Source organism: Siminovitchia terrae, assembly GCF_003605405.2.
In the GTDB taxonomy this organism is placed as follows: domain Bacteria; phylum Bacillota; class Bacilli; order Bacillales; family Bacillaceae_C; genus Siminovitchia; species Siminovitchia terrae.
Genome location: NZ_QYTW02000007.1, coordinates 112,211 through 138,617, shown reverse-complemented (window position 1 = coordinate 138,617; position 26,407 = coordinate 112,211). Strand labels below are relative to the sequence as shown.

General features: G+C 37.7%; 33 protein-coding genes, 1 tRNA gene and 5 pseudogenes. 9 read left to right on the top strand and 30 right to left on the bottom strand.

Going from position 1 to position 26,407, the window contains the following annotated elements; translation table 11 throughout:
• Positions 1 to 15: 15 nt before the first annotated feature.
• The 7 genes and pseudogenes from D5F11_RS09875 to D5F11_RS09855 all read right to left on the bottom strand — a co-directional run.
• Positions 16 to 497: pseudogene (locus tag D5F11_RS09875) on the bottom strand (IS110 family transposase); the annotation flags it as partial.
• 334 nt (positions 498 to 831) lie between these two features.
• A pseudogene (locus D5F11_RS09870) lies at positions 832 to 1,208 on the bottom strand (SOS response-associated peptidase).
• 26 nt (positions 1,209 to 1,234) lie between these two features.
• Positions 1,235 to 1,318, bottom strand: a complete 84-nt coding sequence (locus D5F11_RS27760) for an SOS response-associated peptidase family protein (RefSeq protein WP_281277085.1) — start codon at positions 1,316 to 1,318, stop codon at positions 1,235 to 1,237.
• A gap of 28 nt (positions 1,319 to 1,346) precedes the next feature.
• Positions 1,347 to 1,940: an AAA family ATPase gene (locus D5F11_RS09865; RefSeq protein WP_120118411.1), complete on the bottom strand. Its 594-nt coding sequence runs from the start codon at positions 1,938 to 1,940 to the stop codon at positions 1,347 to 1,349.
• Between the two features lie 104 nt (positions 1,941 to 2,044).
• Complete coding sequence (locus tag D5F11_RS09860; RefSeq protein WP_120118412.1) at positions 2,045 to 2,707, bottom strand: MBL fold metallo-hydrolase; 663 nt, start codon at positions 2,705 to 2,707, stop codon at positions 2,045 to 2,047.
• A gap of 368 nt (positions 2,708 to 3,075) precedes the next feature.
• Positions 3,076 to 3,198, bottom strand: a complete 123-nt coding sequence (locus D5F11_RS27755; RefSeq protein WP_281277084.1) for a hypothetical protein — start codon at positions 3,196 to 3,198, stop codon at positions 3,076 to 3,078.
• A 78-nt stretch (positions 3,199 to 3,276) separates the two neighbouring features.
• Complete coding sequence (locus D5F11_RS09855; protein ID WP_120118413.1) at positions 3,277 to 4,200, bottom strand: DMT family transporter; 924 nt, start codon at positions 4,198 to 4,200, stop codon at positions 3,277 to 3,279.
• 113 nt (positions 4,201 to 4,313) lie between these two features.
• Between D5F11_RS09855 and D5F11_RS09850 the strand changes: the two genes are divergently transcribed.
• Entirely contained in the window at positions 4,314 to 5,732 is a 1,419-nt protein-coding gene (locus D5F11_RS09850) for an aminotransferase-like domain-containing protein (protein WP_120118414.1), read from the top strand.
• A 365-nt stretch (positions 5,733 to 6,097) separates the two neighbouring features.
• Here D5F11_RS09850 and D5F11_RS26260 read toward each other — a convergent pair whose 3' ends face one another.
• Positions 6,098 to 6,256: a hypothetical protein gene (locus tag D5F11_RS26260; protein ID WP_185830609.1), complete on the bottom strand. Its 159-nt coding sequence runs from the start codon at positions 6,254 to 6,256 to the stop codon at positions 6,098 to 6,100.
• A gap of 673 nt (positions 6,257 to 6,929) precedes the next feature.
• On the bottom strand, positions 6,930 to 7,814 hold the full coding sequence (locus tag D5F11_RS09845; protein WP_120118416.1) for a LysR family transcriptional regulator: 885 nt from the start codon (positions 7,812 to 7,814) through the stop codon (positions 6,930 to 6,932).
• A gap of 205 nt (positions 7,815 to 8,019) precedes the next feature.
• On the opposite strand from D5F11_RS09845, the gene D5F11_RS09840 reads away from it, so the two are divergent.
• The 3 genes and pseudogenes from D5F11_RS09840 to D5F11_RS09830 form a co-directional block, all read left to right on the top strand.
• Entirely contained in the window at positions 8,020 to 8,358 is a 339-nt protein-coding gene (locus tag D5F11_RS09840; protein ID WP_120118417.1) for a VOC family protein, read from the top strand.
• Positions 8,359 to 8,611: 253 nt separating this feature from the next.
• Positions 8,612 to 9,526, top strand: coding sequence for an NADP-dependent oxidoreductase (locus D5F11_RS09835; RefSeq protein ID WP_120118418.1), 915 nt, complete (start codon positions 8,612 to 8,614; stop codon positions 9,524 to 9,526).
• Between the two features lie 110 nt (positions 9,527 to 9,636).
• Positions 9,637 to 9,872, top strand: a pseudogene (locus D5F11_RS09830) (hypothetical protein); the annotation flags it as partial.
• Here the strand turns inward: D5F11_RS09830 and D5F11_RS09825 are convergent.
• Positions 9,825 to 10,022, bottom strand: a complete 198-nt coding sequence (locus tag D5F11_RS09825) for a hypothetical protein (RefSeq protein ID WP_126646547.1) — start codon at positions 10,020 to 10,022, stop codon at positions 9,825 to 9,827. The pseudogene D5F11_RS09830 and the gene D5F11_RS09825 sit on opposite strands and share 48 nt — an antisense overlap.
• A gap of 34 nt (positions 10,023 to 10,056) precedes the next feature.
• Here D5F11_RS09825 and D5F11_RS28090 point away from each other — a divergent pair, with 34 nt between their 5' ends.
• The 3 genes and pseudogenes from D5F11_RS28090 (at position 10,057) to D5F11_RS28080 (ending at position 11,426) form a co-directional block, all read left to right on the top strand.
• On the top strand, positions 10,057 to 10,341 hold the full coding sequence (locus tag D5F11_RS28090; protein ID WP_245998170.1) for a hypothetical protein: 285 nt from the start codon (positions 10,057 to 10,059) through the stop codon (positions 10,339 to 10,341).
• 137 nt (positions 10,342 to 10,478) lie between these two features.
• Positions 10,479 to 10,894 (top strand): annotated as a pseudogene (locus D5F11_RS28085) (Tn3 family transposase).
• 4 nt (positions 10,895 to 10,898) lie between these two features.
• Positions 10,899 to 11,426, top strand: a pseudogene (locus tag D5F11_RS28080) (Tn3 family transposase).
• A 488-nt stretch (positions 11,427 to 11,914) separates the two neighbouring features.
• On the opposite strand, the gene D5F11_RS09815 reads toward D5F11_RS28080, so the two are convergent.
• The 13 genes from D5F11_RS09815 to D5F11_RS27745 form a co-directional block, all read right to left on the bottom strand.
• Positions 11,915 to 12,475 (bottom strand): cysteine hydrolase family protein, encoded by a 561-nt coding sequence (locus D5F11_RS09815; RefSeq protein ID WP_120118420.1) that lies wholly within the window; start codon positions 12,473 to 12,475, stop codon positions 11,915 to 11,917.
• Between the two features lie 65 nt (positions 12,476 to 12,540).
• The gene (locus tag D5F11_RS09810) at positions 12,541 to 12,726 is read right to left on the bottom strand and encodes a hypothetical protein (RefSeq protein WP_120118421.1); all 186 of its coding nucleotides are present in this window, start codon (positions 12,724 to 12,726) and stop codon (positions 12,541 to 12,543) included.
• Positions 12,727 to 12,767: 41 nt separating this feature from the next.
• Complete coding sequence (locus D5F11_RS09805) at positions 12,768 to 13,232, bottom strand: DUF4825 domain-containing protein (RefSeq protein WP_306428803.1); 465 nt, start codon at positions 13,230 to 13,232, stop codon at positions 12,768 to 12,770.
• Positions 13,233 to 13,544: 312 nt separating this feature from the next.
• Positions 13,545 to 14,081 (bottom strand): DUF1572 domain-containing protein, encoded by a 537-nt coding sequence (locus tag D5F11_RS09800; protein ID WP_120118423.1) that lies wholly within the window; start codon positions 14,079 to 14,081, stop codon positions 13,545 to 13,547.
• A 152-nt stretch (positions 14,082 to 14,233) separates the two neighbouring features.
• Complete coding sequence (locus D5F11_RS28075; protein ID WP_425470779.1) at positions 14,234 to 14,386, bottom strand: GNAT family N-acetyltransferase; 153 nt, start codon at positions 14,384 to 14,386, stop codon at positions 14,234 to 14,236.
• Between the two features lie 562 nt (positions 14,387 to 14,948).
• Complete coding sequence (locus D5F11_RS09790; RefSeq protein ID WP_120118424.1) at positions 14,949 to 15,437, bottom strand: sugar O-acetyltransferase; 489 nt, start codon at positions 15,435 to 15,437, stop codon at positions 14,949 to 14,951.
• Between the two features lie 171 nt (positions 15,438 to 15,608).
• Positions 15,609 to 16,205 (bottom strand): class I SAM-dependent methyltransferase, encoded by a 597-nt coding sequence (locus D5F11_RS09785; RefSeq protein WP_120118425.1) that lies wholly within the window; start codon positions 16,203 to 16,205, stop codon positions 15,609 to 15,611.
• A gap of 127 nt (positions 16,206 to 16,332) precedes the next feature.
• A complete protein-coding gene (locus D5F11_RS09780) occupies positions 16,333 to 16,590 on the bottom strand; it encodes a hypothetical protein (RefSeq protein WP_244862039.1) in 258 nt (85 codons plus the stop codon).
• 48 nt (positions 16,591 to 16,638) lie between these two features.
• The gene (locus D5F11_RS28070; protein WP_120118426.1) at positions 16,639 to 16,824 is read right to left on the bottom strand and encodes a GNAT family N-acetyltransferase; all 186 of its coding nucleotides are present in this window, start codon (positions 16,822 to 16,824) and stop codon (positions 16,639 to 16,641) included.
• Complete coding sequence (locus tag D5F11_RS26255; RefSeq protein ID WP_120118427.1) at positions 16,790 to 17,080, bottom strand: hypothetical protein; 291 nt, start codon at positions 17,078 to 17,080, stop codon at positions 16,790 to 16,792. Before D5F11_RS26255 ends, D5F11_RS28070 begins: the two co-directional genes overlap by 35 nt.
• Before the next feature lie 38 nt (positions 17,081 to 17,118).
• On the bottom strand, positions 17,119 to 17,559 hold the full coding sequence (locus tag D5F11_RS09770; RefSeq protein ID WP_120118428.1) for a hypothetical protein: 441 nt from the start codon (positions 17,557 to 17,559) through the stop codon (positions 17,119 to 17,121).
• 5 nt (positions 17,560 to 17,564) lie between these two features.
• Positions 17,565 to 17,858 carry a CPCC family cysteine-rich protein gene (locus tag D5F11_RS09765; RefSeq protein ID WP_120118429.1) on the bottom strand — a complete coding sequence of 98 codons (294 nt, stop codon included), beginning with the start codon at positions 17,856 to 17,858 and terminating at the stop codon, positions 17,565 to 17,567.
• A gap of 213 nt (positions 17,859 to 18,071) precedes the next feature.
• Positions 18,072 to 18,206, bottom strand: coding sequence for a hypothetical protein (locus D5F11_RS27745; protein ID WP_281277083.1), 135 nt, complete (start codon positions 18,204 to 18,206; stop codon positions 18,072 to 18,074).
• A 226-nt stretch (positions 18,207 to 18,432) separates the two neighbouring features.
• Here D5F11_RS27745 and hisC point away from each other — a divergent pair, with 226 nt between their 5' ends.
• Together hisC and D5F11_RS27180 are read left to right on the top strand one after the other, a co-directional pair.
• Positions 18,433 to 19,539: a histidinol-phosphate transaminase gene (gene hisC, locus D5F11_RS09760; protein WP_120118430.1), complete on the top strand. Its 1,107-nt coding sequence runs from the start codon at positions 18,433 to 18,435 to the stop codon at positions 19,537 to 19,539.
• Positions 19,536 to 19,673: a histidine phosphatase family protein gene (locus D5F11_RS27180; protein WP_221768448.1), complete on the top strand. Its 138-nt coding sequence runs from the start codon at positions 19,536 to 19,538 to the stop codon at positions 19,671 to 19,673. Before hisC ends, D5F11_RS27180 begins: the two co-directional genes overlap by 4 nt.
• Positions 19,674 to 20,418: 745 nt before the next feature.
• Here D5F11_RS27180 and serA read toward each other — a convergent pair.
• The 7 genes from serA to serC all read right to left on the bottom strand — a co-directional run bounded on the left by serA (position 20,419) and on the right by serC (position 26,407).
• Complete coding sequence (gene serA, locus D5F11_RS09755; protein WP_120118431.1) at positions 20,419 to 22,011, bottom strand: phosphoglycerate dehydrogenase; 1,593 nt, start codon at positions 22,009 to 22,011, stop codon at positions 20,419 to 20,421.
• Positions 22,012 to 22,491: 480 nt separating this feature from the next.
• Entirely contained in the window at positions 22,492 to 22,800 is a 309-nt protein-coding gene (locus D5F11_RS09750) for a MazG nucleotide pyrophosphohydrolase domain-containing protein (RefSeq protein ID WP_120118449.1), read from the bottom strand.
• 563 nt (positions 22,801 to 23,363) lie between these two features.
• Entirely contained in the window at positions 23,364 to 24,107 is a 744-nt protein-coding gene (locus D5F11_RS09740; protein WP_120118433.1) for a YggS family pyridoxal phosphate-dependent enzyme, read from the bottom strand.
• Positions 24,108 to 24,145: 38 nt separating this feature from the next.
• Positions 24,146 to 24,216, bottom strand: a tRNA-Cys gene (locus tag D5F11_RS09735).
• A gap of 161 nt (positions 24,217 to 24,377) precedes the next feature.
• A complete protein-coding gene (locus D5F11_RS09730) occupies positions 24,378 to 24,866 on the bottom strand; it encodes a transposase (protein ID WP_185830608.1) in 489 nt (162 codons plus the stop codon).
• A gap of 66 nt (positions 24,867 to 24,932) precedes the next feature.
• The gene (locus D5F11_RS26250; RefSeq protein ID WP_185830607.1) at positions 24,933 to 25,091 is read right to left on the bottom strand and encodes a hypothetical protein; all 159 of its coding nucleotides are present in this window, start codon (positions 25,089 to 25,091) and stop codon (positions 24,933 to 24,935) included.
• A 230-nt stretch (positions 25,092 to 25,321) separates the two neighbouring features.
• Positions 25,322 to 26,407: a 3-phosphoserine/phosphohydroxythreonine transaminase gene (gene serC / locus D5F11_RS09720; protein ID WP_120118434.1), complete on the bottom strand. Its 1,086-nt coding sequence runs from the start codon at positions 26,405 to 26,407 to the stop codon at positions 25,322 to 25,324.

The following is a 26,407-nucleotide window of genomic DNA, read 5'->3' as shown; positions in this document are numbered from 1 at the left end:
ACATCAATTCATTACAATTTCCTCGTTAACTGCTTGAAATTGTAGTTTGATTTGTACAAACGTGCCTGTAATATTATCGTGCTGTCTTGTTAGATGACGTAAGTTCATAAGTTGGATACCACGCTTTTTATAAGGCTTTAAATCCTCTTTACAATACAGCTCACAGAGGTGATTGGCATCAACAATGTCTGTTTTTACCTTTCGCAAACTAGAACTTTTTACTTTATAAGAGATGAGTAGATTTATGATAATGACTACAAAGCCCTTGTCCTCAAAATAATGAACAACAGGGGTGTGATAATGCCCCGTTGATTCCATCAGAAGAGGGGGACGTTCTCCTGAAATATCTTCTATCTCTTTAATAAAATCTAATAAACTACCTAACCCAACTAGAGTATTTTTTACTTGAAACTTTTCTTGTAGGGATTCTTTCTTTCCAAGTATGCTTGAACCTGACTTTCAGCTTTTGCTACATCCAGACCAACGACTGGATTCATAAAATTCCCCCTTCCAAAATATAAATGCCGCTAACCCCTAAATCCTCCTTATAGTGTCATAGCTTCGCTTGTTATACGAGATCATTGTCCCAACCAGCCTCAAACATGTCTCTATAATTAGGGGGCGAACTGTTTTGCGGACGGGGTCCTAGCCCCAAGGACGCGGACGTTCTACCCTTGCTACCGTTAGCATATATCGATATAAAAAATGGTCAACCAGAAATATTTTCTGGCTAACCTTATAATACGAACGGACGCGTTTGTGAGAAACCCGGAGAATTAAAGTGTGTACCATTAAAAACTAAGTCCGGTCAACGCCGGGCTTGTTTTTATACTAGTTTATTTTTTGTATAAGATCGATTGAATTAGAATTTACTAGGCCGGATACTTCGTATGCTTCCATCAAGTTTTCGTCCAAGGGTTTTAATAGATCATTCAGTAAATCAGTATCTGTGATCGATTTATCAATCCAAGCTGGTTCATCCTCAGAATTTAGAATAACAAGCATACGATCGTAAATGTCTTTTACAAGCTCGTTAGGCTTTGTGGTGATAACTGTACATGAGTGGACAGGCTCTCCGTCGGGGGATTTCCAAGTTTCCCACAATCCAGCCATAGCAAAAAGATCATCGATTTTAGCTTGATACACATGGGGGTTTTGGTCTTATCTTCATTACGTTTCCACTCATAAAAAGAGTCAGCGATTATCAAGCAACGGATCTTTTTGTAAGCATTCGCTAACTAGGCTTTTCGGACAAGGTTTCTGCACGGGCATTGATCATTTTATATCCTATTTTGGGGTCCTTTGCCCAAGGCGGGATTAAACCCCAACGAAGATTGTTAGTACCATCATTGATAACCGGAAATACCGATTGGGATGAGCGACATTGTATTATTAAGTATAAAGCTTACTCTCTGCTTCACACCTATTTTGGGTACCTCAATTAGCTCATATTCAAGTTTCTCGTAAGTTCTAAACATGACTTTATAAGTTGCTACGGCTTCTTCAAAGTCCTGTTTTCTCTCAGCATCAGTTTTGTATATGTCCTTCCAAGGGGGTAAAATAAATACCCTTTTATTATACCTGTATCTTTTGACGGCAGATTCAAGTTTTTCCGAAGTAGGAATATTTATCAAATATGAATAGGCAAGGGCATCTGGAATGCCCCGATCAAAAAAAAGAGGTTGATTTGAAGGGTTCGAAAATGCTGAAAGATAACTTTCTATGGATTGATCCAACATTAGATCACGATAATTTGTTACATTTCCCCAAGGCAACGCATCACCATTGGAAGAAATCTGTGTTTGGATAATTTTCCTAGCAACCTCAGGAACATATTCATGATTATTTTTCTGTAATTCATCCAATAAAGTCGTTTTACCGGCGCCAGGTCCGCCGGTAATAATTATAAAGTCATCCCTTAAAAAATTACTATCTTCCATTATTGAATACTCCTTAACTTTTTCTCTCAAAAAGGTTCTTTACACTCGTTTAAAAGTAACAGATGTTCAATTACTGCCCGATAGCTGAAGAAAGTTCTAGAATTTTAATATGAAATTATTTTTTGCAGCTGATCATTAATATTTACCTTACTTAATCCTCCGTGGTAACAAACCACAGATTCAATGTCGAGGTCTAGATATTTCTTCAAAGAGAGTTGAGCCTCTTTTAAATCCAATACAGTTGGGACATGAATTCCCTCAATTACACCATTTACACTGTACATCGAATCCCCGGCAATCAATGTTTTACTTTGTTTCAAATATAGGCTGATATGACCAGAAGTATGCCCCGGAGTATGAATGACACGAATCCCGCCACAATACGACAGTTCTTGCCCGTCAATCAAGGTATCATTCACTTTTCCCTTCGGTGGATTCTCTATGTGCCCGTCTTTCAAAAGAGGTAAATCCCCCTGGATATAAGGCTTATCTAGTTCGTGAGCATAAACTTTAATATTCCTTCCACACTCCTGTAATATCTCAGGAAGACTGCCTATATGATCTATATCCTGATGCGTCAAAATGATAACTTTTAGTTTGTCGAACGACACTCCTACCTTTTCCATTGCCGCGCGTAAATCTTCAATTTGTCTAGGGAACCCAGTGTCTATTAAAACAGCCATTTCTTGATCCCATAAAAGAGTTGGATGAATAATATTTCCATGAAATTCAAGCTGAAGCATCTCTACTCCCTTAGAAATTTCCATAACATTAGCTCCTTCATAATTAGATTTTATTGATGTAAAAGAGTGGGTTTAGTTACATAAGAAGGTCGAAAGAATAAAGCTAATTTTATACGTAATATTACGCAGTATCACTAATTACTCATTACCACACTAACCTGTAAATTAACTGAATAACAAAAACATGCTATTAATTTAGACTTGCTTCATACAATTTCCTGCTGTTCTTCAACAATCTGGCCCTATTCCGGCAAAAATTTGTCCAACAATCGAGTTTGATTTCGGAATAATGTAATTACTAGATTTTTTGCTACCTTATTTCATTTCAAGAAGTTAGAATCATAGAGTTTGACAAAAAATTATTAATCAAATGCGCCTTGGCGTATTTGCGCCTAGATTTTATCGAGCTCCGCTCGATAAATTTCCTCTGAAAATCTGAGGCATCCGCCGGAGGCTTTGACTTTATTCAGCCGGGGTTTGAACCCCCACTGAATGAAATGCCAATATGCATTCATCTCACCACTTATAGAAGTGGGAGATTTCTGCTGAATGAAGTTAAAGTCATATAATTCACGGGAACAAAATCTAGCAGGTTAATGTTTAACATCCTGAAGAACAGTCCCCTTCCTCCAAAGCAGCTTCCGTAATGTTTCGAAATTGACTAAAACCGTTCCTGCAATAATCGTCAAAGTTCCTATGCCTGTTACCCAAGAAATATATTCATGATAGAAGATAACACCTAGCATAACGGCAATTAATGGTGAGATATACAGCCATGTAGAAGGAAAAACAGGATTTGTCCGTGAGACAAGCCAATAATAAATGCTATGGCCGATCATTGAACCAAAAATAGTTAAATAAAGAAGAGAGCCAATTGAAGCTGGGCTTAAAAGATAATCAAGCTGAATGTTCTCGGTAAAAAATGACAAAATGATTAATAAAATCCCACCATGCATCATTTGCGCTGCATTTAAAGCAATCGGTGATGTCGTTTCAAATTTTTGGATGACATGCTTCGAATAAATCGTTCCAGATGCGTAAAAAACTTCACCCAATATAATGGCGAAACAACCAACCATCCAGAAAGGACTAATCTCAATTGAAAAACTAGGTAAGATCAAGAGCGTGACACCAATGACTCCGACGACACAACCAATGAATGATTTTCGATTTCCTTTTTGCTTCAATATGAATGTCTGAATAACTATGATCATCATCGGACCTGTAGCAGATAAAACAGCTGCAATCCCTGATGTCACATACTGTTCTGCCCAGTATAATGTGGCGAACGTCCCAAAGGTTAAACCTACTCCTGTAAAAAACATCTCTTTCCGAAATAATAACCATATTGTCGTTTTTTCTCTCCAAACCAAAAAACTAAATAGCAGCAAACCAGCAATGAAAAAACGAAGTCCGGCTGATAAAAATGGAGGCACTCCTGCATCAACACCAATTTTTATCGCTAAAAATGTTGTTCCAAAAATCAAACACATGAAGAAATAATTAATAATAACCATATAAAACTCCTCCTCTTTTTCTATCATAAAAGAAAGACAATAGAACAGATTGAAAAAGATAGAACAGATTAGACTGGATAGTGGTACAATCGTTTTGAATAGGAGGAATTGATGTGAGCAAAGTGATTCAAGATGGAGATTATCTTTTTAAGAAAGTATATGATTATGTACTGCACCGAATAGAACGTAAAGAATGGAAAGAACATGAAAAGATTCCCTCCGTCCGGCAATTAGCATCTGAAATGAATGTTCATCGGTTAACTGTATTAAAGGCCTATCAATTACTGAAACAGCATGACAAAGTTTATGTAAAAGATAAAGCTGGCTATTTTGTCCAATCAAATGTGCCGAAAAATCTTGAATATCTAGATCTGGACAATCCAATTGTTTCTGCATACGTACAAAAAAATCATTTATCTGAGATCCATCAATCACCTGTTTCCTATCATTTTTCTCAGGCGTTAATTGATCCAAATCTTTTGCCTAATCATTATTTTTCAGATTACGTAAAGAAAGTGTTTGACCTTTACCCCAAAGTACTTGCAACCTACTCAACTGTGCAAGGTGATTTAGAGCTACGTGAAACACTCACTCAATATTTTATCAATCAGTATAAAACCCATCTCAATGCAGATGATTTGTTAATCACTTCTGGCTCACAGCAAGCGATTCACTTAATCGCTCAAACTTTTATTAAGCCAAGAGACGTCGTTTTATTTGAACGTCCAAGCTATAGTGCTGCGATTGATATTTTTAGAGCACAAGGAGCACAGATTGTAACGGTTGATATCCATCCAGACGGGTACGATTTAAAGCAGGTTGAATTATATATGAAACAATATAAACCACTCCTATTTTATCTCAACCCAACTTTCCATAACCCGACTGGTTATACTATTTCAGTTGAGCAGCGCAAAAATTTAGTAGAATTAGCTGAACAATATCGATGTCTATTAATTGAGGACGATGCCTATCACGACATATATTTTGATCATGCCCCGCCATCACCAATTTACACATATGATACTGCTGGGACAGTCATTTATATCCGAAGCTTTTGCAAATATATCTCACCTGGTTTGAGAATTGCGGCTGTTATTTGTCAACCATCATTAATGAATTCACTACTAACAGTAAAATCGTTAGCTGATAATGGCTCGCCACTTCTCAATCAAAAAATTTTTCTCCATTACTTTTCATCACTAAGATTGCAGCAGCACCTGGAGAAAATCCGGATCGCCCTACAGATCCGAAAGGAAATCATGGAGGAAGAGCTAGCGGTAACAGATTGGAAATGGACCAGTCCAAAAGGCGGTCTTAATTTATGGGTGCAGCTCCCAGATAAACTTCCAACTGAGTTATTATTAACCAAAAGTATCGAACAATCTATATCCTTTGTGCCAGGTCAAGTTTGTGATCCATTAAAACAACTATCATCCTGGATACGTTTAAGCTATTCTTACGCAAATGAAAAACAACTAAGTGAAGGGGTAAAAAGGTTTGTTGCAGTGGCACAATCTCTTTCTAAGTGAGGGGAGGGGCATTACATATTTATATACGACTAATATGTAATACCCCTTTATTTTCACTAACGCCCCCAGTTAGTTGAGGAAGGCTCTCGAATCAAAACTCAACTACATTAAGCCGTTGACCGTCGGGACCAATGGTTAGATCGGGTATTCTATTTACCTCAAACATTTTGAAAATGTGCAAGTTATTCTTAGTTATTTTTCTTAATTGTTCTGATGCATCAGTCTCGGAAAAAACCAGATAATCCATGTTTAAAAGGTAGGTAATTCACCTTCAACAGATAATTTCTTCAACCCTTGTGACATATCATAGTTTTTTTAAGCTGTCTTTTATCGAAAGAGTCCGTATATTTAGGACAGACTCATTTTTATCTCCTATCAAATGCGCCTTGGCGTATTTGCGCACAGATTTTATCGAGCTCCGCTCGATAAATTTCCTCTGAAAATCTGTTGCATCCGCCGGAGGCTTTAACTTTATTCAGCCGGGGTTTGAACCCCCACTGAATGGAATACCTATATGCATTCATCTCACTACTTACAGAAGTGGGAGATTTCTGCTGAATGAAGTTAAAGAAAGAATTTCTCATTCGTTTCAAGCAAATATTTCTGTTTAGCTTAACTTTTTTACGATCCATCGCTCAACAAAAAACACTCCAAGTGAGACACCAAAAGTAGTGGAAAAAGCAGTCAAAATGTTTAAATTATGTTTTAGGAAATGATTAACTATTAAATTGCAAATGAACAGGAACAAAAAGAAAATAAAGTAATTAGCTATCTTTCGTTTCATACAAAGAATTACCACCTTATTCGTTTCATACTTGCATACTGTCCTCTGTGTAGCTTTAAAATAAAATTCGATCAAAAACACCATACAAACCCGCATCTTACCGTAATCAGAAGAATCCATTTTGAAAAAGATGATCAAAATGGATTCTTTCTTTGTGAAATATCGTTCAATTTTTATAAAAAAATTTGATTATTTTCTGTTTATGTTGCTCCATTAAAGCCCCCTTTAATGGAAGATGGTTCAATATGTTTCTGAGATATATGTCTGCATATGTTATTTCAAAAAAGTCCCAGTTAGTTAAAAGCATTATTGGCCTGGAAGTTAAGAAAGGAGACGACCAAGTTCAACCTTTTACCTCCGGTTCCAAATATTAAAAGCTTTAAGCTGATAAAGTTCGAATCGAAATTAAAGGTTTATTGCGTCGGTAATTCAGTAAAGCTCTGGACAAAATACTCCCGAAACTTACGTTCAGCCACGGACATATACCGCCCTTCAAGCCATGCGATTTGGTAGGTACGCTGACAAATAGGATTATCGATGTACACTAAATGAAATGACGTCTCTATTTTTTCAATTAAGGTTTCCGGCATAAAAGCAATACCAATTCCCATTCGGATGAAATGACCTACTGCAGAATGTTCGTCGACTTCACATATAATATTTGGAGTAAATCCTGCTTTATGACAAAATTCATCTGTCATTTCTCGGAATGGATTCCCTTGCTTTATACAAATAAAAGGATCATCAGCCACTTCACTCAAGTCTATGTTGCTCCGATTAGCAAATCGATGTGTATGAGGAACAGCTAGTAAGATTTTTTCAGTGAGAAAGGAAAACCCCTCTATCCCCGTCTGCTCAATGGGAGGGAAAGTGATACAAAAATCGATATTTCCATTTCGGAGCTGTTGCACTTTTTCCCTCTCCGAAGCTTGAGTGATTTGAAGTTTGACATCAGGGTGCAAGGATATAAAAGAACCTATTACATCAGAAAAGCATTTATGAGTTGTTGTTGCTAAAAATACACGCCCTTTTTCCATTCCCGCAAGATCTTCAACTTCTCTTCGGCCCTCTTCAAGCAACATAAGAGCCATTTCTACTTTCTTCAGATACACTTTTCCGAATGAGTTGAGTCGAATGTTCCTTCCTTTGCGATCAAATAACGGTACACCCAAATCCTCTTCCAACCTAGCGATGGTTTTGCTGAGAGCAGGCTGCGCGATGCGAAGCTCTTGCGCAGCCTTCGTCATATGCTCCAACTTAGCGACTTTTAGAAAATAATGTAGTTGCAGCAGTTCCATGCTCATCACTCCTTCATTCATATACTCGAGTATATATAGAGATATATTAATATGTCTTTTTATTTATTAATAATCAATTATAGAATAAAACATGTAAGTAATAAAACCTTGCAAAGATTTTAGAGGATTATACTGTTTTGGGAGCATTTTTAAAAAGAAAATATAGGAAGTAAAAGATCATAACTATAGAGAGGAAGTGTAACCTTTGAAACTAAACCATATCAATCTAACGGTCACTGACGTTAACGCTGCTCGAGAGTTCTTGGAGAAATATTTCGACCTACAAACCAAGAGCACGCATGGCGATTCATTCGCTGTACTGTTAGACGAAGATGGATTATTGCTCGCTTTGATGAAAGGTACTCAGGTCAGTTACCCGAAGTCCTTTCATATAGGTTTTTCGCAGAAGAGCGAAGAACGGGTGAACGAGATCTATCAACACTTGAAGAATGATGGATTTGATGTAAAACCGCCAAAAATGGCTCATCGCTGGACATTTTATGTTAAAGCCCCGGGTGGATTTACCATCGAGGTTCTTAGTTGAATGAAGACATTAAATCATCGTTCAATAGCAGAACATGTTAATTCGTAATCCTAGGATTACATTTTAAAATAAATATGAAGGGACGATTATCTATGAATAAAGATCAGACGATTCGATCGCTTAACCTTATCGAACAAAAAAAAGAGATTTTAAATTTTGCTCGTCTGGATGGTAAAAAGTTCAATTACCTAATTTATACCCAATCCCGTTCCATCATCAGCTGGAACCCCTACCCCTTCAGGAGGGATATAGCATGAAAGCCGCTGCAATTTCTACTTCTGGTCCTCCAAATGTTTTGCAAATAATGGAATTTGATAACCCTCATGCTGGTGTAGGGCAAGTTCGGGTCCGGGTCAAGGCTGCTGGAATCCAGCCGTTCGACTTGGCGGTGCGTAGTAGTAACTGGGCACCACCCGGTTTGGAGGTGCGGTATCCACAGATTCTCGGAAACGAGTTTGCAGGAATTGTTGATCAAGTAGGGGATGGAGTCACTGACTTCACTGTCGGCAGTGAAGTGCTTGGCTGGGCTTTACTGGCCTGCTATGCAGAATATGTGGTGGTTAGTGTTGACCAGATTGTGCATAAGCCACAGAGCATGCCTTGGGAGGAGGCTGGTGCAATAACAGCTTCTGGTCAAACCGCTCACACCGCGTTACAGGAACTTGGCGTTGACAAGGGAGACACCATATTGATTCACGCTGCAGCTGGTGGAGTTGGTGCATTCGCAGTACAACTGGCCCAGGCATTGGGAGCAACTGTCATCGGCACCGCTAGTGAACGCAACCACGATTACCTTCGATCACTGGGTGCGATCCCCATCACCTATGGAGACGATCTTGCCGACAGAGTCCGGGTCCTTGCACCGGATGGCGTGAACGTAGCCTTCGATGCCGCTGGGGAAGATGCTCTACGTGCATCCTTGGAACTTGTGGAAAACAAAGACCGAATCGGCACAATTGTTGCGTTTGACCTTGCAGAGGAACTCGGTGTTCGCCTTATACGTAGCCAGAGGTCAGTGGATCGGCTTGCTAAACTAGTAGAACTATACTCACAAGGGAAATTGCAGATCCATATTAGGAAGGCATTTCCGCTACACCAAGCCGCGGACGCCCATCGAGAGATCGAGGGTGGCCACGGCCGGGGAAAAGTGGTTCTTACAATTGGCTAAAGCGTACTACGGAAATGGATCTAGAGAATTTACGAAGAGGCTTCCCCCACTATTTGGTGGCAGCCTCTTCTTATTACTATTTAATTTAATTCTTTGGTTATTCCAATATCGAGGATAATGGTACAACAATTAATCTTCATTACTATGAAATGGCCGTTTTAACAGAACTTAGGGAGCGTGTTCGGGTAGGAGATGTATCCATTGTTGGTAGCAGACAATTTAGAGATTTTGAGGAATATTTGTTTTCAGAAGATACATGGAATCAAACGAAGGAAATACGAGATTATCAGTTAGTTTATCATTCGAAGATTATATGACGGAGAGAACCAGCAGTCTTAATGAAAGGATCAAATGCGCCTTGGCGTATTTGTGCCCAGATTTTATCGAGCTTAAGCTCGATAAATTTCCTCTGAAAATCTGTGGCATCCGCCGGAGGCTTAACTTTATTCAGCCGGGGTTTGAACCCCCACTGAATGGAATACCAATACGCATTCATCTCACCACTTACAGAAGTGGGAGACTTCTGCTGAATGAAGTTAAAGTGGTTAGCTGCCAATTCCAACAAGTTGGACGGAGTTTCTCTTGAAAAAGGAAAAATATCAATTGCACGCTTAGAAAAAGATGTTCCGGAAGAAGCAAAAAAATTTAGTGCAAGCCTGTATCAGATGCTCCCAAGAATAAAATTAACCGATTTACTCATGGATGTTGCTTATATAACAGGATTTCATGAGCAATCCACTCGTGCTTCTAATAATCAGAAACCGAATGGAGAAGAAACGATTATTATTATGGCTGCCCTTTTAGGAATGGAATGAATTGGTTTGAGCAAGATGGCTGAAGCAACACTCGGACTTACATATAAGCAATTAGCCAATGTGTCCCAATGGCGCATGTATGAAGATGCAATGAATAAAGCCAAGTCGTATTAGTAAATTTCCATCACAAATTACATATGTCTTCCTATTGGGGCGACAGTACAACATCTTCGTCAGATGGTATGAGAATGCAGCTAGGTGTTTCCTCACTACATGCAGATGCAAACCCACATTACGGAACTGGAAAAGGAGCCACTATCTATCGATTTACGAGTGACCATTCTCTTCTTACTACACAAAGGTTATTCAAACAAATTCAAGGGATGCAATTCATGTTTCGGATGGTTTATTACATCATGAGACGGATCTAAATATAGAAGAGCATTATACAGACACTGCTGGTTACACAGACCAAATATTCGGATTGACCCATTTATTAGGATTTAAATTTGCTCCAAGAATAGGAGATTTATCGGATTCAAAATTATTTACGATAGATAAAGCAAGTGAGTATCCCAAACTAGAAACTATTTTTACGTGGACAAATAAATAAAATTATGAGGATGTTTTACAGATTAGCCCATTCAATAAGAGAAGGAACAGTCTTAGCATCCCTTATTATGAGGAAATTAGGTTCTTATGCAAGACAGAACAGCTTAGCTACAGCCTTACGCGAAATGGGGCGAATAGAAAAAACAATCTTTATTCTTAATTAAATTTCAGCTGAATCGCTAAGAAGAAAAATACAAAGAGGATTGAATAAAGGTGAAGCCATGAATGGGCTGGCAAGAGCTATTTTCTTCGGAAAACAAGGAGAGCTTAGGGAACGAACCATACAACATCAACTTCAAAGGGCCAGCGCTTTAAAAATAATTATCAATGCCATTAGTATCTGGAATACTCTTCACCTAACAAAAGCAGTTGAATATGAAAAACGGACAAGTAGTTTTAATGAAGATTTATTGCACCATATGTCACCTTTAGGCTGGGAACATATTAATTTACTAGGAGAATACCATTTTAATTCGAAGAAAGTGATCTCATTAGATTCTTTAAGACCGCTAAAACTTTCTGAACGTTGTTAAAAAATGGGGGTATCGTCTTGAAAATGGGCTTAGCGTTGTAAATCCGCATTTTCCTGACGGTCCCCCTATTCCGGCATAAATTTGTACAACAATCGCGCCCGATAACTGAAGAAAGTAAGTAAGGATTTTACTTTTTCACAAATTGTAGTATTAAGAAGTTTGCCCAGGTTATTACTGGAATAGCAAATACCAAGATGTATAAACCCGAATAACCAATTCCAAAAATGCGTGCTTCATCATTCATATTGTATGAAATCCACGTTATTGGAATTAAAATCAGCATGTTCAAGCAAAAGGCTGATAACATGCTGAATAATTTATGGTTTGTCTTTTTTAAAATTAGAACAGATACTATTGTTGAGATCAATAAAGAAAATAAAATTATAATATAATTCAAGTCAACACCTCCCTGCTTTTTCGGTCCAAAATATGGCCCGATTATAAAATCAAACGTCATTACCAGTAATAGCGCTCTATAGTTGAATAGGTTATTTTATAAAATCGTTAATAAGTTGCTCTGTTGTAAGTATTGTGGCAAATTCATCATGCAATGTAGCAAGAGATACATTGTGTATAGTTTCTGCATCATAATGTCTATCACTTTGGTCCTTCAAACCAAAAGCTGCAGTAGCATCTGAAATCAGGTATGTATCGAAACCTAAATTACCACTCATTCTTGTAGTTGTTGATACACAATGAGGTGTAGTCAAACCAGTGATTACAACTGTTGATATTTCATTTACTTTTAAATACTCTTCTAAATTAGTACCAATAAAGCTACTATTTACTTTCTTTGTGATAATTACTTCTTTATCAATAGGTTTCACTATTTCTTTAATAGCAAATCCCCTGTTCATCGGATGAAATACTGAATTAGGATTATCGGAAGTGTGTTGTATGTATATTACTAACCACCCCTTTTTCCTCCATAATTGTAGTATCTTGCTAATATTTTCCTCTGCATTTAGGTTATTTCGCTCTCCCCACTTTTTATCATCGAAAGCCTTTTGTACGTCAACCATAATTAAAGCCTTTTTCTTATCATCCATGAGATTCCCCCCTAATATATGTTCCTATTACATTAAATTAAAGCGCCCTAAATGGAAGATCACACTTAAGTATTCCCTTTACTCCTCTTGTTAACTTTATATTCAATAATTGCAACAGGAATAGCTATTAAAACGAATAGTATATTTAAAGCATTATCATATAATTGCTTAATTGGAAGAAAAGTTTTTACCAACATCATTAATACTACAATAATATAAATTTTTCTTGCATTTTTAGCAATTACACCCATAAAAACTCCCCTTAGCACCTCTTACCCCTGAAATGCGCCCGTTACTGGAATAACTGATTTACTTTATCTTCATCTTCCAAATATCTTTGTGTGAGTGTTATTAGTTCATCTTCATTTGTAAATTCACTAAAATCTTCTCCATACCAATTTTGCAGATTTTCTTTTGTTATTTTGTATTCTTGATTATTAAAATTAAACGTTATCCAGTCTGTATTTTGAACTAATGCAAATAAAAATGTAGCATTAAAAATAGCTGTTTTTTTATAGTTTTGTTCTGATTCTGACCAATCATAATTTAAAATAATTCCATATGGCTTGTCTTTTGTTTCAAGTTCAAACCCTTTTAAGTGTTCAGCGCCTTGCAAGTGATTTGCAATGTTCCCTACAGCACTGTTATCCCCAACAAACGAATCTTTAAATTTAAATATATCTTCTTTCCCGTTATTTGTATTACACCCACTTACAAATAAAATTACCAACAGTGAAAGAGATAAGAATTTAAGCATTTGTTTCACTGGTATCACCCCTATTAACTGTTTAAATTAACTGTTTAAATTAACTTACCATACTAAATAATAAACCTACAAATCCAATTTCCTTTAAAGCCATTGCTCTACAAAATGGCCCTTATATGCGATATTGGCACTAATCCTTATTAAGGAAAAGCGCCCTTTTGTTGAAGACATTCCAATTTTTATTGGGTAAAAGCCCCTTTACCATGATAGGGAATTAATCAAATGCGCTTTGGCGTATTTGCGCCCAGATTTTAACGAGCTATTTTATTAAAGCGCCCGTTTATTGAACAAGGTCTAACGCCTTTAAGACCTAGGTTTTTTTAGCTTTTGTTGTAAGTATTCTTTCGATTTCCCTTTGGGGATACTAAGGCTTTCCCAATTCTCACCTTTTATTTGCTTACCAATATAAACGATTTGCCCTATATGATATGCATAGTGAGCCATCTGTCTTTCTATCGCTTCCAACACCGTATGGCTTTCACCACGAATATATACACTTTTTAATAAATCCTGATCCTCCAAGCTATTTAATGTTGCAAAAAGGGTATTCCACCCCTTTTCCCAAACTGCTATCATTTCTTGTTTTGACGATATATCATCTTCAAATTCCTGGTCACGATTCCTGTAGGACTTTTCTCCATCCGAGACTAAAAAGTCAGACCATCTAGACACCATATTTCCACCTAAATGATTTGCTATAACAGCAACACTGTTTGAAGCCTCATTTAAATGCCAGTGAATATCGTCTTCCGACAATTGATTTATTGTCTTATCCCCAAGATCTTTGACACTCTTAAATCTGTCTAGTACAACTTTCAAATACTCATTTCCGAAATTCATTGTTATCCTCCTTCCAGACAAATATAGCCCCTATTTAATTTCAGTTTTCTACCGAATAAACCCTTTTTTACTCCATTAAATGGCCCGATTCTCGCACAGCTGTATTCCAATGATCGCGCCCTTTAGCTGGAGATTATTGCTAAGGTTATTCTTTATAACTGCAGGCTCATGGTTGTCATAATATTAAACCCCATTTTTTCGTACAATTTAATAGCTCTATTGCCAGAAAAAGTACTAAGACGCACTTCAGTGTGTCCATTTTGCTTTAGATGGTCAATAGCTGTTTTCATTAACTGTTTAGAGATTCCATTGCCCCTAATTTCATTAATAACAAATAGTTCATAAATAAATCCACAATTTATCAGTAAACTGGTCTTTATTTTCCCCTAATAGGGTCCAGCCCATTATCTTATCACCTTCTACTGCGATTAAGTAATGGCTTCCTTTACTTAGAAGTGGCTTAACTAGTTGTTCTATTTTTTCATCAGTCGGTTTTACTTTGCCCTATGTACCATCAAAAACTGCTTTAGGGGAAAGTGCTAAAATCTTTTTAAGTTCCAAATCAGTCGGTTTTCGAATATCCATCAATTTGAACCAGTCCTTTCAACATCCTTTACCAGTTTAGCATGAAATTCCAATAAACCCTCAAAGTGCAATGGCTACAATAAATTTTTTATTCATTTAAATGGCCCAATAATGAAAATAGGACGCAAATCCTTATGTCAGAAATGCGCCCGTTAATTGAACAACAGAACGTTAACCTTAAGAAAGAGGACAATTTTTGTAGCAGAATTGCGCCCTCATTTGCAATATTCCGAACCTGCTCCGGAAATACGCCCGTTAGTTTGAATCATTACGTATTGTAGGTTAAATATTTCTTAGTGTTTTAGCTGGGTTTCCAGCTACAATTGAGTTATCACCTATAGTGACTCCAGGCAGGATAACACAACTACCGCCAATCCATACATCATTACCTATATTAATTGGCATTGCATAACCACTCTTGTTCCTATCCTTGGATTCGATTGAATGACCAGCAGTATAAATCCCTACATTAGGACCTATCATACAGTTATGACCAACCCTAACTTCTGCCATATCTAACATAGTGCAATTATATCCAGCATAGAAATGATCGCCAACGTGAATATTGTAGCCCAGATCACAATGAAAATTGTGCTCAATACTAGGACTTAATCCTGCACTTCCAAACAATTCCTTAATAATTTCCTCTCTTTTTGTGAAATCTTCAATACAGCTATTGTTAAACTCTCGAACAAGTTTATGGGCACGAATATTTTTCATTCTTAGTTCCTCAGTACCCCGTATATAATAGATTTTCTCTTTATCATTCATACCTGATTTCCTCCCCTCGATTAATACAACCATTCTTTTCCACTAACCCGCATCTTTCTTTTAAGAACGCTCTTTCACAATCTCTTCTAAATTTTCCCCTCCACAATCTGGCCCTAAAGTGAAAATAGGGCTTATCCTTGTTCCAGGATATCGCCCGATTGTTTTAAGAAGTTACTTTATACTACTGGCTATAAACATTGCGGCATCTTGGTTCATAAAAATACAATCTCCGCGATAGAATGTCTTAATTTTAATGGATTTGAATCCAACTTCGGATAATATTTTTTTTAGGTTTTTATGGGAAAAACCATTATGAATCTTTGGATGATTTACTTTATCGTTTTTATCAAAATCAATAATAATTAATTTGCCACCATTATTTAAAACGTTAAATAATTCTTGTAGAATTTTTTTAGTATCCGGAATATGAAGAAGAACTAGTGACATTAAAACTATGTCTGCTTTAAGTTTAGGTGTTTCTTCGGTAAAATCTGAACAAACCACCTTGGAGTTTGTAATTCCTTTGCGAGAAATTTTTTCTTTTGCAACCTCCAACATTTGTTTTGATGAATCCACTAACAAAACAGAACCCACCAAGTCTGTTAATTCCAAACCAATTAAACCAGTACCACTCCCATAATCTATAAAAGATTTAGATTTACTATTTTGTAGCTCTGGTCTTACTTCCTTAACTATAACTTTGGCTAATTCAATTCGTTCTTCTGTATCATATTTTTTTGCCATGTGTTCAAAAACGTAATTTTCCATATTCCGCTCCTTTAGCTTAAATATATTTCTTTACAAAGTTCCCCATTTTATCTGATTTATTCCACAATATGGCACCCAATAAATGAATAAGTTATTCGGCTAAAGCGCCCGATTCCTTGATCAATTTTTATGTCTCACTAATTCCCATTGCAAGCAGAAGCAAATAAGCAAACACTAATACAGCGCCATTTAATATAATTCCCGTTATAATAAACCATAGTTTTTTAGATGTTATGGCAAAAATAATTCCAAGTACAGAAAGCACCGTAAACACGCTTATACCTAAAGTCAAATTTGCATTTGGCCCTCTTACTATAAAGAAAAAAATTATACTTATTAGCACTGTTATTATTGATAAAGCTCCTAAAATATCTTTCTTGTTCAAGGGGAAACCTCCCTTTATATCAATAACTTTGTTCTCCAAAAGCACCCGTTAACGTAACAAACACCTTATCTTTAGAACCTTGAGGGATCCAGCATTATCTTTCGCGGCACGAGCGTAAAGGGGACGAATTGTAACATGTTTTAGAAATTCCCGTAAAGCGTTGGTTGCGATTCCTTTACCCCAATATTCCTTTCCTAACCTAAGGTTCTCCGAACTGCTCGAAACGTAGAACATGTCCAACTACGGTATTTTCGACAATGATCGTTTGCTTAATAATATCCCTATCCGTAAGAATTTTGTTCCAGTGTGTAGTGAAGCTATCCCAATCATTAGGATCCTTACTCGTAAAGGCAGCCATATGGTTTGCTTCACGGTCCTGTTGATGCTTGAAAAAAATAGGAAGATCATCCTCAATCACATTCCCCCGTTTACTTTTTTTACTATAAGCATTATTCCGTAAAATGGCCCGATTAATATAATAAAGCGCCATTACTAGTAATGCGCCCGATTCTTGAATAAGAAATTACTTCAATATTCAACTATATTTAGCCATTGACCATCAGGACCAATGGTAATGTGGGGGATTTGATTTGATTCAAACATTTTATAAAAGTCTATGTTTTTCTTGTTTATGTTATTTAAATGGGGAGATATATCCGACTCTGAAAATACTAAGAAATCCATTGTTGTAGACCGTAAGTAAAACTCGAAGACGTATTGTTTTTTACTATCTATCACATATCCTAAAAATCTTATGGTTCTTGGGAAAATCCTTACTAAAGGGAACGAGATCTTGTTTACTATAATAAAATCGTTTGACAGACTATTAAAAAGTTCATCTTCCCATTCAGGTATGATTGCATAAATATAGCATTCGTGCTTGTAAATGCTATTGAATATACCTACAAACTCCTGCTCGTCAATTTCCTCATCAAGCATTATTTTCCTTACCTTTGGAACGTTGTCCAACAAAATCACCCCTTTGTTAATATTATACAATTAGAACGGGGTGGTTTCCAATTTTGATCTTTTTCATCTTTTTTGTTTGGTTTTCTTACAAATTCAATACACCTTTCCTCACAAGCCCCAAATTCAATGTAATTTCTCTGTGCTTTCCTTAAAGAAGGTGTGTTTGCACCACTTTCATAATCGGGATCATTAAATTGAACCTCGTCATCTTCCCAAAAACAAATCTCACAAATATCATATGTTCCGGGGGGTTCACCATCTAATGTTTTATAACCACAACAAGGACAAGTAAATTTCATCTAATCACCTTCCTAACAAATTAATCAGTAATAAAGAAATAACAGCTTTTGTCTTACTCTGGAATCGCTGTCGTTAATTTAGTAGGGTCTTAATATGCAAACTTTTTTCTTACCCTAATTCGATTTCCAATTTTTCTTTGATATACGTTCCTCATAGATAGCAATACGATCCTTATCCTTCTTGAAATAACTGGTTGGTTTTACCTCCAATTATCAAATTTGCGCCCAGATTTTATCGAGCTTCGCTCGATAAATTTCCTCTGAAAATCTGTGGCATCCGCCGGAGGCTTTTACTTTATTCAGCCGGGGTTTGAACCCCCACTGAATGGAATACCAATAGGCTTTCATCTCACCACTTACAGAAGTGGGAGACTTCTGCAGAATGAAGTTAAACTAACATACAAAATTACCGAATTAAAATATATCATTTTTTTAAATGGTATATTCAGACCAACAATATATCATTAAATATGGACTGTTTAAAAGGAAAATGATTGGATGGTTACTTCATATTAAGGAAGGCTTACAATAATAGTAAGAAAAGTTTTGAAAATATGTCGCGGGGAGATGTGTCATGTCTGAAAACATAGAGATTAGAGCACGGGAAACCATACAGAACATCCAGCCTTATTTGCCGGGAAAGCCGATTTGGGAGCTTCAAAGCGAGCGGGGTTTAGCTCAAGTCATTAAATTGGCTTCTAACGAAAATCCGCTGGGACCTTCACCTTATGCATTGAAAGCCCTCAATCATTCATTAACTGATATTCATCGTTATCCGGATGCAAATACATCGATTTTGAGGAAGGAGATTGCCTCAAAGTTAGATGTGAAACCGGAACAATTGATCATTACGAATGGCGGAGATGAACTGATTACACTCGTATCTGAGTCATTTCTCGAACCCGGCGATGAGATTATCATACCCTCCCCATCTTTTAGCGAGTATGAATTCGGGGCGAATCTTATGGGGGCAAATATCATTAAAGTACCACTTGGCGAAAACTACACTTTTAATGTAGACACGATGATAGAAAAGGTTACCGAGAGAACCAAAATAATTTGTATCTGTTCACCAAACAACCCTACCGGAACCTACTTATCGAAAGCTAACTTACAACACCTTCTGGAGGCCCTGCCAAAAGATGTTCTTGTTTTGCTTGATACGGCATACAGTCAATACGCTGTGGCTGAAGATTATACAAACGGACTGGAATTTGTTCGTGCTGGTTACCCTATTGTCGTGCTTCAGACTTTTTCTAAGGTATATGGACTAGCTGGATTACGGGTCGGTTTTGGGGCAGTCCCGGAGTTCATTATCCAACATATTCTAAAAGTAAAGGAACCATTTAATGTTAATGCACTGGCGCAGGTTGCGGCTGCAGCAGCTATACACGATGATGAGCATGTCCACTTGTCTCTTCAATCGAATATCAAAGGGCGGAAACAACTTTACCGTGCATTCAAAGAGCTTAGTCTTCCGTTCATTGAAAGTATGAGCAATTTCGTTCTAGTAGAGCTCGGGCCAAATGCAAAATCAGTATATGAGCAACTGTTGGACAAAGGAATTATTGTTCGATATGGTGGCACTTGGAATCTTCCTTGCCATATTCGCGTTTCAGTTGGAACAAAATTTGAAAACGAGGTCTTTATCCAGGGGTTAGGGGAAATCATGAAGTCATGAAAACAACTTTAAATTTGACACGCCACAGCCAAACAAAATGGATTGTGAAAGAAATACAAGGTCATATGAAATCTACTCCTACTCATACAGACATAGGTATACAACAAGCCAAATGGTTAAAAGAACGATTATAGAATGTTCATTTCAAGAAAATTTATTCCAATCCTAGCCCAAGAGCACTAAACACAGCTCAATTTCTCTTAGATAATCAGCCGTTAGAGATCAATACAACAGATTCACTGCAGGGAAATTAAAATAGGAGAGAGAAGGTTAACTAATAGAGGATATTTAAAAAATTCTCAATTATATATGAGCATTTTTTTAAGCAACATTTATATCGTCCATTCATGGGGAGGTTTATATGGAATCCTCCTCTGCCCGACATTGGTTTGCGAAACCTTTGTATAGCAGAGGAGGACTACACTTTGGGCAATGTTATTTCATTTCTTCCCTTTTGCTTTCTCACCATATTCCTATAGGATAAATCACTAGCCAATTTTTCGTCAATGGTGATGACTTGCAGCTTAATGCCAAAACCTGGTCATTTTACTGACTATATCCGTAAAATATTTCACACAGAAAATAAGGTGAATGTCTCAAAAAAAGAGAAGGTGCTCTATCCTAGATGCATGCTATCCACGGCAAATACATCATGAAAAAAGCTCTTCTCAAATAATTCATATGGGGGTTTTTTACCTGGCTCATGCTAGTTGCCAAACAGATTCAAGATTCTCCCTGACTAAAATGGCCCAGTTTTCACATCTTTCTGCTCATTGTCCGTGTTTATTTGGACACTGTAAACTTATTGTGGTTTGGATTATTAAACATTTAAAACTCAACTAATAAACAAAACTAGCACGCTTTCTATGTTAGGAATTTTCAGTCAAAAGATATTTCTCGTACACGTCTGATTTCTGGTATCATGTATAATTCTTCAATCACGTTTTTGGGTGCCTTTTTATCGATTTTTAAAATCATTAACGCTGAATTACCAATTTTGTTGCGACCCACTTGCATCGTGACAATATTAATGCCGCTTCTACCGAGCACTCTTCCAACCCGTCCAATAATCCCCGGCCTGTCCATCTGTGAAATTAATAAAACTTGTCCTGAAGGAGGAATATCAACCGGATAAGGACCGATTTGAACAAGGCGTTCCCCTAGTTCAGGAAGCAGAGACCCTCTTACCGATTTCTCCTCTTTAGTCGTCTTCATACGTATCATAATTTCATTTGACGAACTTTGGGATAATAGTGACTTTTGGGTTACAAAGTTAAGGTCACGTTCTTTCGCTAAATGAGTAGCATTGACAATATTGACATGTTCTGCCCCAAGATGGTGAGAAAGTATGCCCTTCAGTACATAGGGTATAAGTGGTGAAGTGTCTAGTTCAGCGAGATCACCTGCACACCCCACTGTAACATCACGTACTGCACCATCGGTCATTTGAGCAAGCGATTTTCCAAGTTGTTCGCTCAACGTAAAGTAGGGGTGTAATCTGTTCAGGTGATCGCTGGAAATCGTCTGCATATTGACTGCATTTTTAAAGGGTTCATTTCGCAATATATTGATTACTTGCTTGGAAACATCAATGGCAACATTCTCTTGTGCTTCCAAAGTGGAAGCACTCAAATGCGGTGTAACAATAATCTTTGGATGTTTTAAAAAGGGGTGATCTCGCGTTGGCGGCTCCTTTTCAAATACATCAAAAGCTGCCCCTGCCAAAATTCCTTCGTCAAGCGCATTAACGAGGTCACCCTCATCAATAATTCCACCCTGGTAGCAGTTGATAATATGCATTCCCGGTTTCATTACATCGAATTGTGGCTTGGCAATCATATAATTTGATTCTCTTTTTAGCGGAGTATGAAGAGTTATGAAATCAGCTGTTCTCAGAATTTCATCTACAGTCGTTAGCTTGATGCCCAATTTTCTCGCCCGTTCCTCCGACATAAAGGGATCGTGGCCAATAACTATCATACCAAACGCTGCCGCGCGTTTAGCCACTTCAATTCCGATACGGCCAAGCCCAAGGACACCGAGTGTCTTATTTTGCAGTTCAACGCCAAGGAATGATTTACGATCCCACACCCCGGAAACTGTTTTGGCATTGGCTTGCGGTACATGCCGAGCCAATGCCATCATCATTGCAAAAGTATGCTCACACGTCGAAACCGTATTTCCGTCTGGCGCATTGACCACAACAATCCCTAGGATCGTTGCTCCGTCTAAATCAATGTTGTCGACGCCAACTCCTGCGCAGCCAACGACCTTCAAATTGATGCCGGCCTTCAAGATATTCCGAGTCACTTTTGTTTGAGAACGGACGAGCAATGCATCATATTCATTGATAATTGAAATAAGCTCTTCTTCGCTTAGCCCCGACAATTTTGTGACCTTAATATCCTCTGCGTTTCTCAGTTGCTGCAAACCAAAATCGCTAATGGGATCTGACACTAAAACTTTAAACATTTTTCTCCCTCCTCTAAACCTGATTTGTATGATATTTAAGTTGGAGACCTGTATAGCAGTGGATACCAGGTTTAAAAACTAATGCATGTATTGAGAACACCATGACAGTATATCGATAAATGGATTGTTTATAAACATCCATAAAAGTCTTTTTTTAGCAATCCAATATGGATGAGCAATTTTATTCAAACATTTAAAGGGGGAGAGTATCAATTGATGAAAATAAATCGTACTGACAGAAGGCCAATGTGACATAATCGAGTCATCGACCGTATTAAGGGTGGCGTCTGTAAACCAGGAAAGTACGTCCGCCCAATCACAACCAATGTTTCAGAAGTAGTTTGGATACGCGCAGTTTATAACTTGGAGTAAATCGTCTATGAATGTCTCTATGGAACCCAGATACCAGATTTTCAAGTCATAAAGAGCCACTATCCCAATAATCAGGATCCGAGGCTCTTTGTATTTGTTCGACTTGGCTTATCTTTCACACCAGATTCTGTTTTTATTGATCTCCATCTTTTTGTGACATGCTTCTTCCAATTCTATATCTAGTTGGTTGGCAAGATCTAAAATATTGTAGAAGATATCATACATCTCCAAACCTATATTTTCCTTTGCAAGTCGCACTTTTTCCTCTGTTGGATAGAAAGAAATGCTCAAAATTTCTTTTGCCAATTCCCCAACCTCAGTCATTAAATACAGCGTTCGAGTTTGGATAGTATTGACATCGAACCCCTTTTCTTCACTAAACTTTTTGGCATATTTTTGCATACTTGAAATATCCATTGCTTTGTCCCCGATCTTTTTTTTAGTAACTCTACCTTTCATACTAGACTTCAGATGAACGCGGTGCGTAAACCAAATTCCTTAACTCCTACGCTTGATCATGAAACCATCTTTTAAATCCGACTTTTGGGTAGTATGCCATCTCATTTGGTGCGGCTAATAGAATCAGTACGACTTCTTCCCCAATTTCTTTTGTTCACGCCCTACTCCGTTTTTGAAATTTTCCGTCAACAGATAGATCGGGCAGATAACAACAATAGTTCCAATCTGTTAGAGCTCGGGCCACACCAATCATTTTATCCCCAAGCCAGGCGGTCAGCAGAATATCCGAATTGTTCAACATCAATTGGATCCGTTCGGGTTGATCAATTGGTCGTATAATCCCGCTATTTCTAAACACTCAGATTACATCTTCAACATCCACATTTTTATTGTCCCTATGAAAAGGTTGAATATCATATCTTCTTTCGACTGCGGAAAAATTCCGCACAAATTTACCAATCTTGGCTAATTGAACTAATAGTAACTGTCTTGTTTCTAATGAATCAATACTACTGATTAGATTATTCTGATATGGATAATTTTTCATTCCAGTAATAACTGTCGGGATATATTCTTTCTCCAAAGATTGCAGTCCCTACTCGAATCATAGTTGCTCCTTCCTCTATAGCCACCTCCAAATCGCCGGACATGCCCATTGAGAGAATATCCATTTCAACCCCTGGATAATTTTGTTGGATAATCTGTTGCTGGATTGACTTTAGCAGACGAAAACATTTTCTAGTTTCTTTACCATCAGTAGTCAGTTTCCCAATCGTCATCAGACCCTTAATGTTTAATGTATTCAGTTCAGAAAGCTGTTCTACCAAATTCAAAGTTTCTTCAGGAGCAATTCCAAACTTGCTGTCTTCATATGAAGTGTTGACTTGGACGAGAATGTCTATTTGCCTGTTCTCTTTTGTGAGCTGTTTATGTAATGCTTTCCCCAATTTCAAGCGATCAACTGAATGAATACATGTTACATACTTTAATACATTTTTCACCTTATTCGTTTGCAAATGACCGATGAAATGCCATTCTGTCTGATCATTTTGGAGCAGTGAATATTTTTGCTGCAATTCCTGAACTTTATTCTCACCGATCAATGTTTCATCGGCATCAAGAGCTTGCTTAATTCTTTCCACAGGGACGGTTTTCGTAGCTAGCAGTAGCTTCACTTCCTCAGTTTTTCTACCAACGGATTGACAAGCCGAGTTCATTCTTTCTCTTATCCGCTTCAGATTGTCCACAATCCACAAATCATTCATTTTTCTTCCCCGTTTCTTTCAAAGGAAATTTTCTTAAGAGGGAGTATCTGGATTCGAACCAGAATTGAAGGTTTTGCAGACCTTTGCCTTTCCATTTGGCTATACTCCCAAAAATAAAGCCAACTATCTTTAACTAGATATTACCTGCTACCATTTATAACTTCAATTTGAATATTTTACTTATAATAATTGGTTTTACCTATCGATCTACATCAAAAAAAGCGTCCGATAAAACCAAAATTCCAGCGATAAAAAGGCTGGAATCTTGGTTCATAGATTACTTATTTTTCTAGATGAGCCTTTTGTACACTTGCTCATTTTCCGCTGGAGTTCGGAAAGCTTTTTATTGCGCAGCCGATGGATGGAACGAAGGCGGCGCCCAGTAATAATCAGATTTTCTCCGTTTTCAGCCACTGCCGTAATGGTATGAATTTCTCCAACGTCAATGGCAGCCCGGTTTACGAATTGATTCTCTTTTACTTCCCTTCCATCCTCATAGGCAATAGACAGCATCAATTGCCGGTCAAAGATTAATTCGATCTCTTTCATTTTCCCTTTTGGCCATTCTTTCACCCAAATATTCAGAGGTTTTTGCCCTTTCCCTTCAAAAATGCCCATGGATAACTCGATTTTTCCGTTCTCAAATACTTTGAAGCCGTTGTTCGCCCACTTTGTATTGAAGTACGTTTTCTTTTTATACGGGTATTTTGTTTTATGGCCCGCTTTTCTTGCTGTTAGTGCTGCATCCCGTGCGAACAAATACTTATGACAAACCGCCTGCACGGATTGAGAATGAATAGGGAAGATTCCTTTTGACCTTTTTTGCTACTCGCTTTTTGTTATCCATTTTCCTGTTTTCAAATGGGTTTCTTTGGCAAGGGCGAGACAGAAGTTCCACACTTCGCCTGATACGCGGTTGCACTCGAACAGTCGGTCAATGGTTTCCTTGCTTGCGCGAAACAGAGTTTTCATGCAACGGAGCATATCGTTTCCTCCCACTCGTGAATAATGAGGATACCTATGTCTCATTATAACATGATAGGAACAAATGTTCCTGCAAAATCCCAACAAAGGCAAGCATTCATCCCCCACCTAGCTTTGCGTTGAGGAAGGGGACTTCTGCCCTAAGTTGTTAAAAAGTGTCCATCTCTTCAAGCAAAACCATCTATTAATTGCCTGATCTGAATTAACAATACAACCGCTGAAATCCTCTCTTATCCAAAACGTTTTTGAAAATCCAACATAAAATCCGTTAATGCTTGGCATTGTTCGTACGTAACCGCGTTATAAATAGAAACTCTCAGATGGCCTGCATCCCTGTGGCCCTTTACCCCAACAAAACCATTTTGCTCCGCTTCTTGTAAAAAGTGTTTTTCTATACCCTCATTAAAGATACTAAATGTGACATTCATCATCGATCGGCTTTCTGGATGAGCTAAGCCGTTGTAAAAACCACCGCTCTTATCGATTGTGCTATAAATTAAATTAGCTTTTCGGTAATTGCGCTGTTCGATAGCTTTTACCCCGCCGTTATTTCGGATCCATTTCAGCATAAGATTTACAATGTAGACAGCAAACACAGGAGGGGTATGAAATAGGGAGCGTTTGTTTGCATGAATCCGATAATTCATAATATCGGGAATACTTGCAGGGATTCTTTCCAGTATCTTACGCTTGACAATCACAACCGTAACGCCGGAAGGTCCCAAGTTTTTCTGAGCGCCGGCATATATAAGTGCAAAGTTTGAAACATCAATAGGTCGAGACAAAATGTCACTGGACATATCTGCAAAAAGCGGTACTTCCCCCGTATTTATAAAGTTCTGGTATTGAGTACCCGCAATCGTTTCATTAGAGGTAAGGTGAATGTAAGCCGTTTCCGGATCGATCTTCATTCTATTAAGATTAGGAACCTTTTTAAAATGATCAGCCTCCGAGCTTCCTGCAATTGCAGTCTCACCAATCTTTCTCGCTTCCGCTATCGCTTTGCCAGACCACGTGCCGCTGTGCAGATAACTCGCCTTACGTCCTCCAGTTAAAAAATTCATGGGTACCATGGCAAATTGTGTACTCGCACCCCCCTGTAAAAATAACACCTCGTAATCAGAAGGAATGTTAAGGAGCTCTTTCAACAATTGCTGTGTTTCTCCATTGATATTCTCATACTCCTTGCTTCTATGTGATATCTCTAAGATCGACAAACCTGTGCCCTGCAAATCAAGGAGTTCATCCTGTATCTGAAGCATGACGTCTAAAGGTAACGCTGCTGGTCCCGCATTGAAGTTATAGACTTGTTTCAT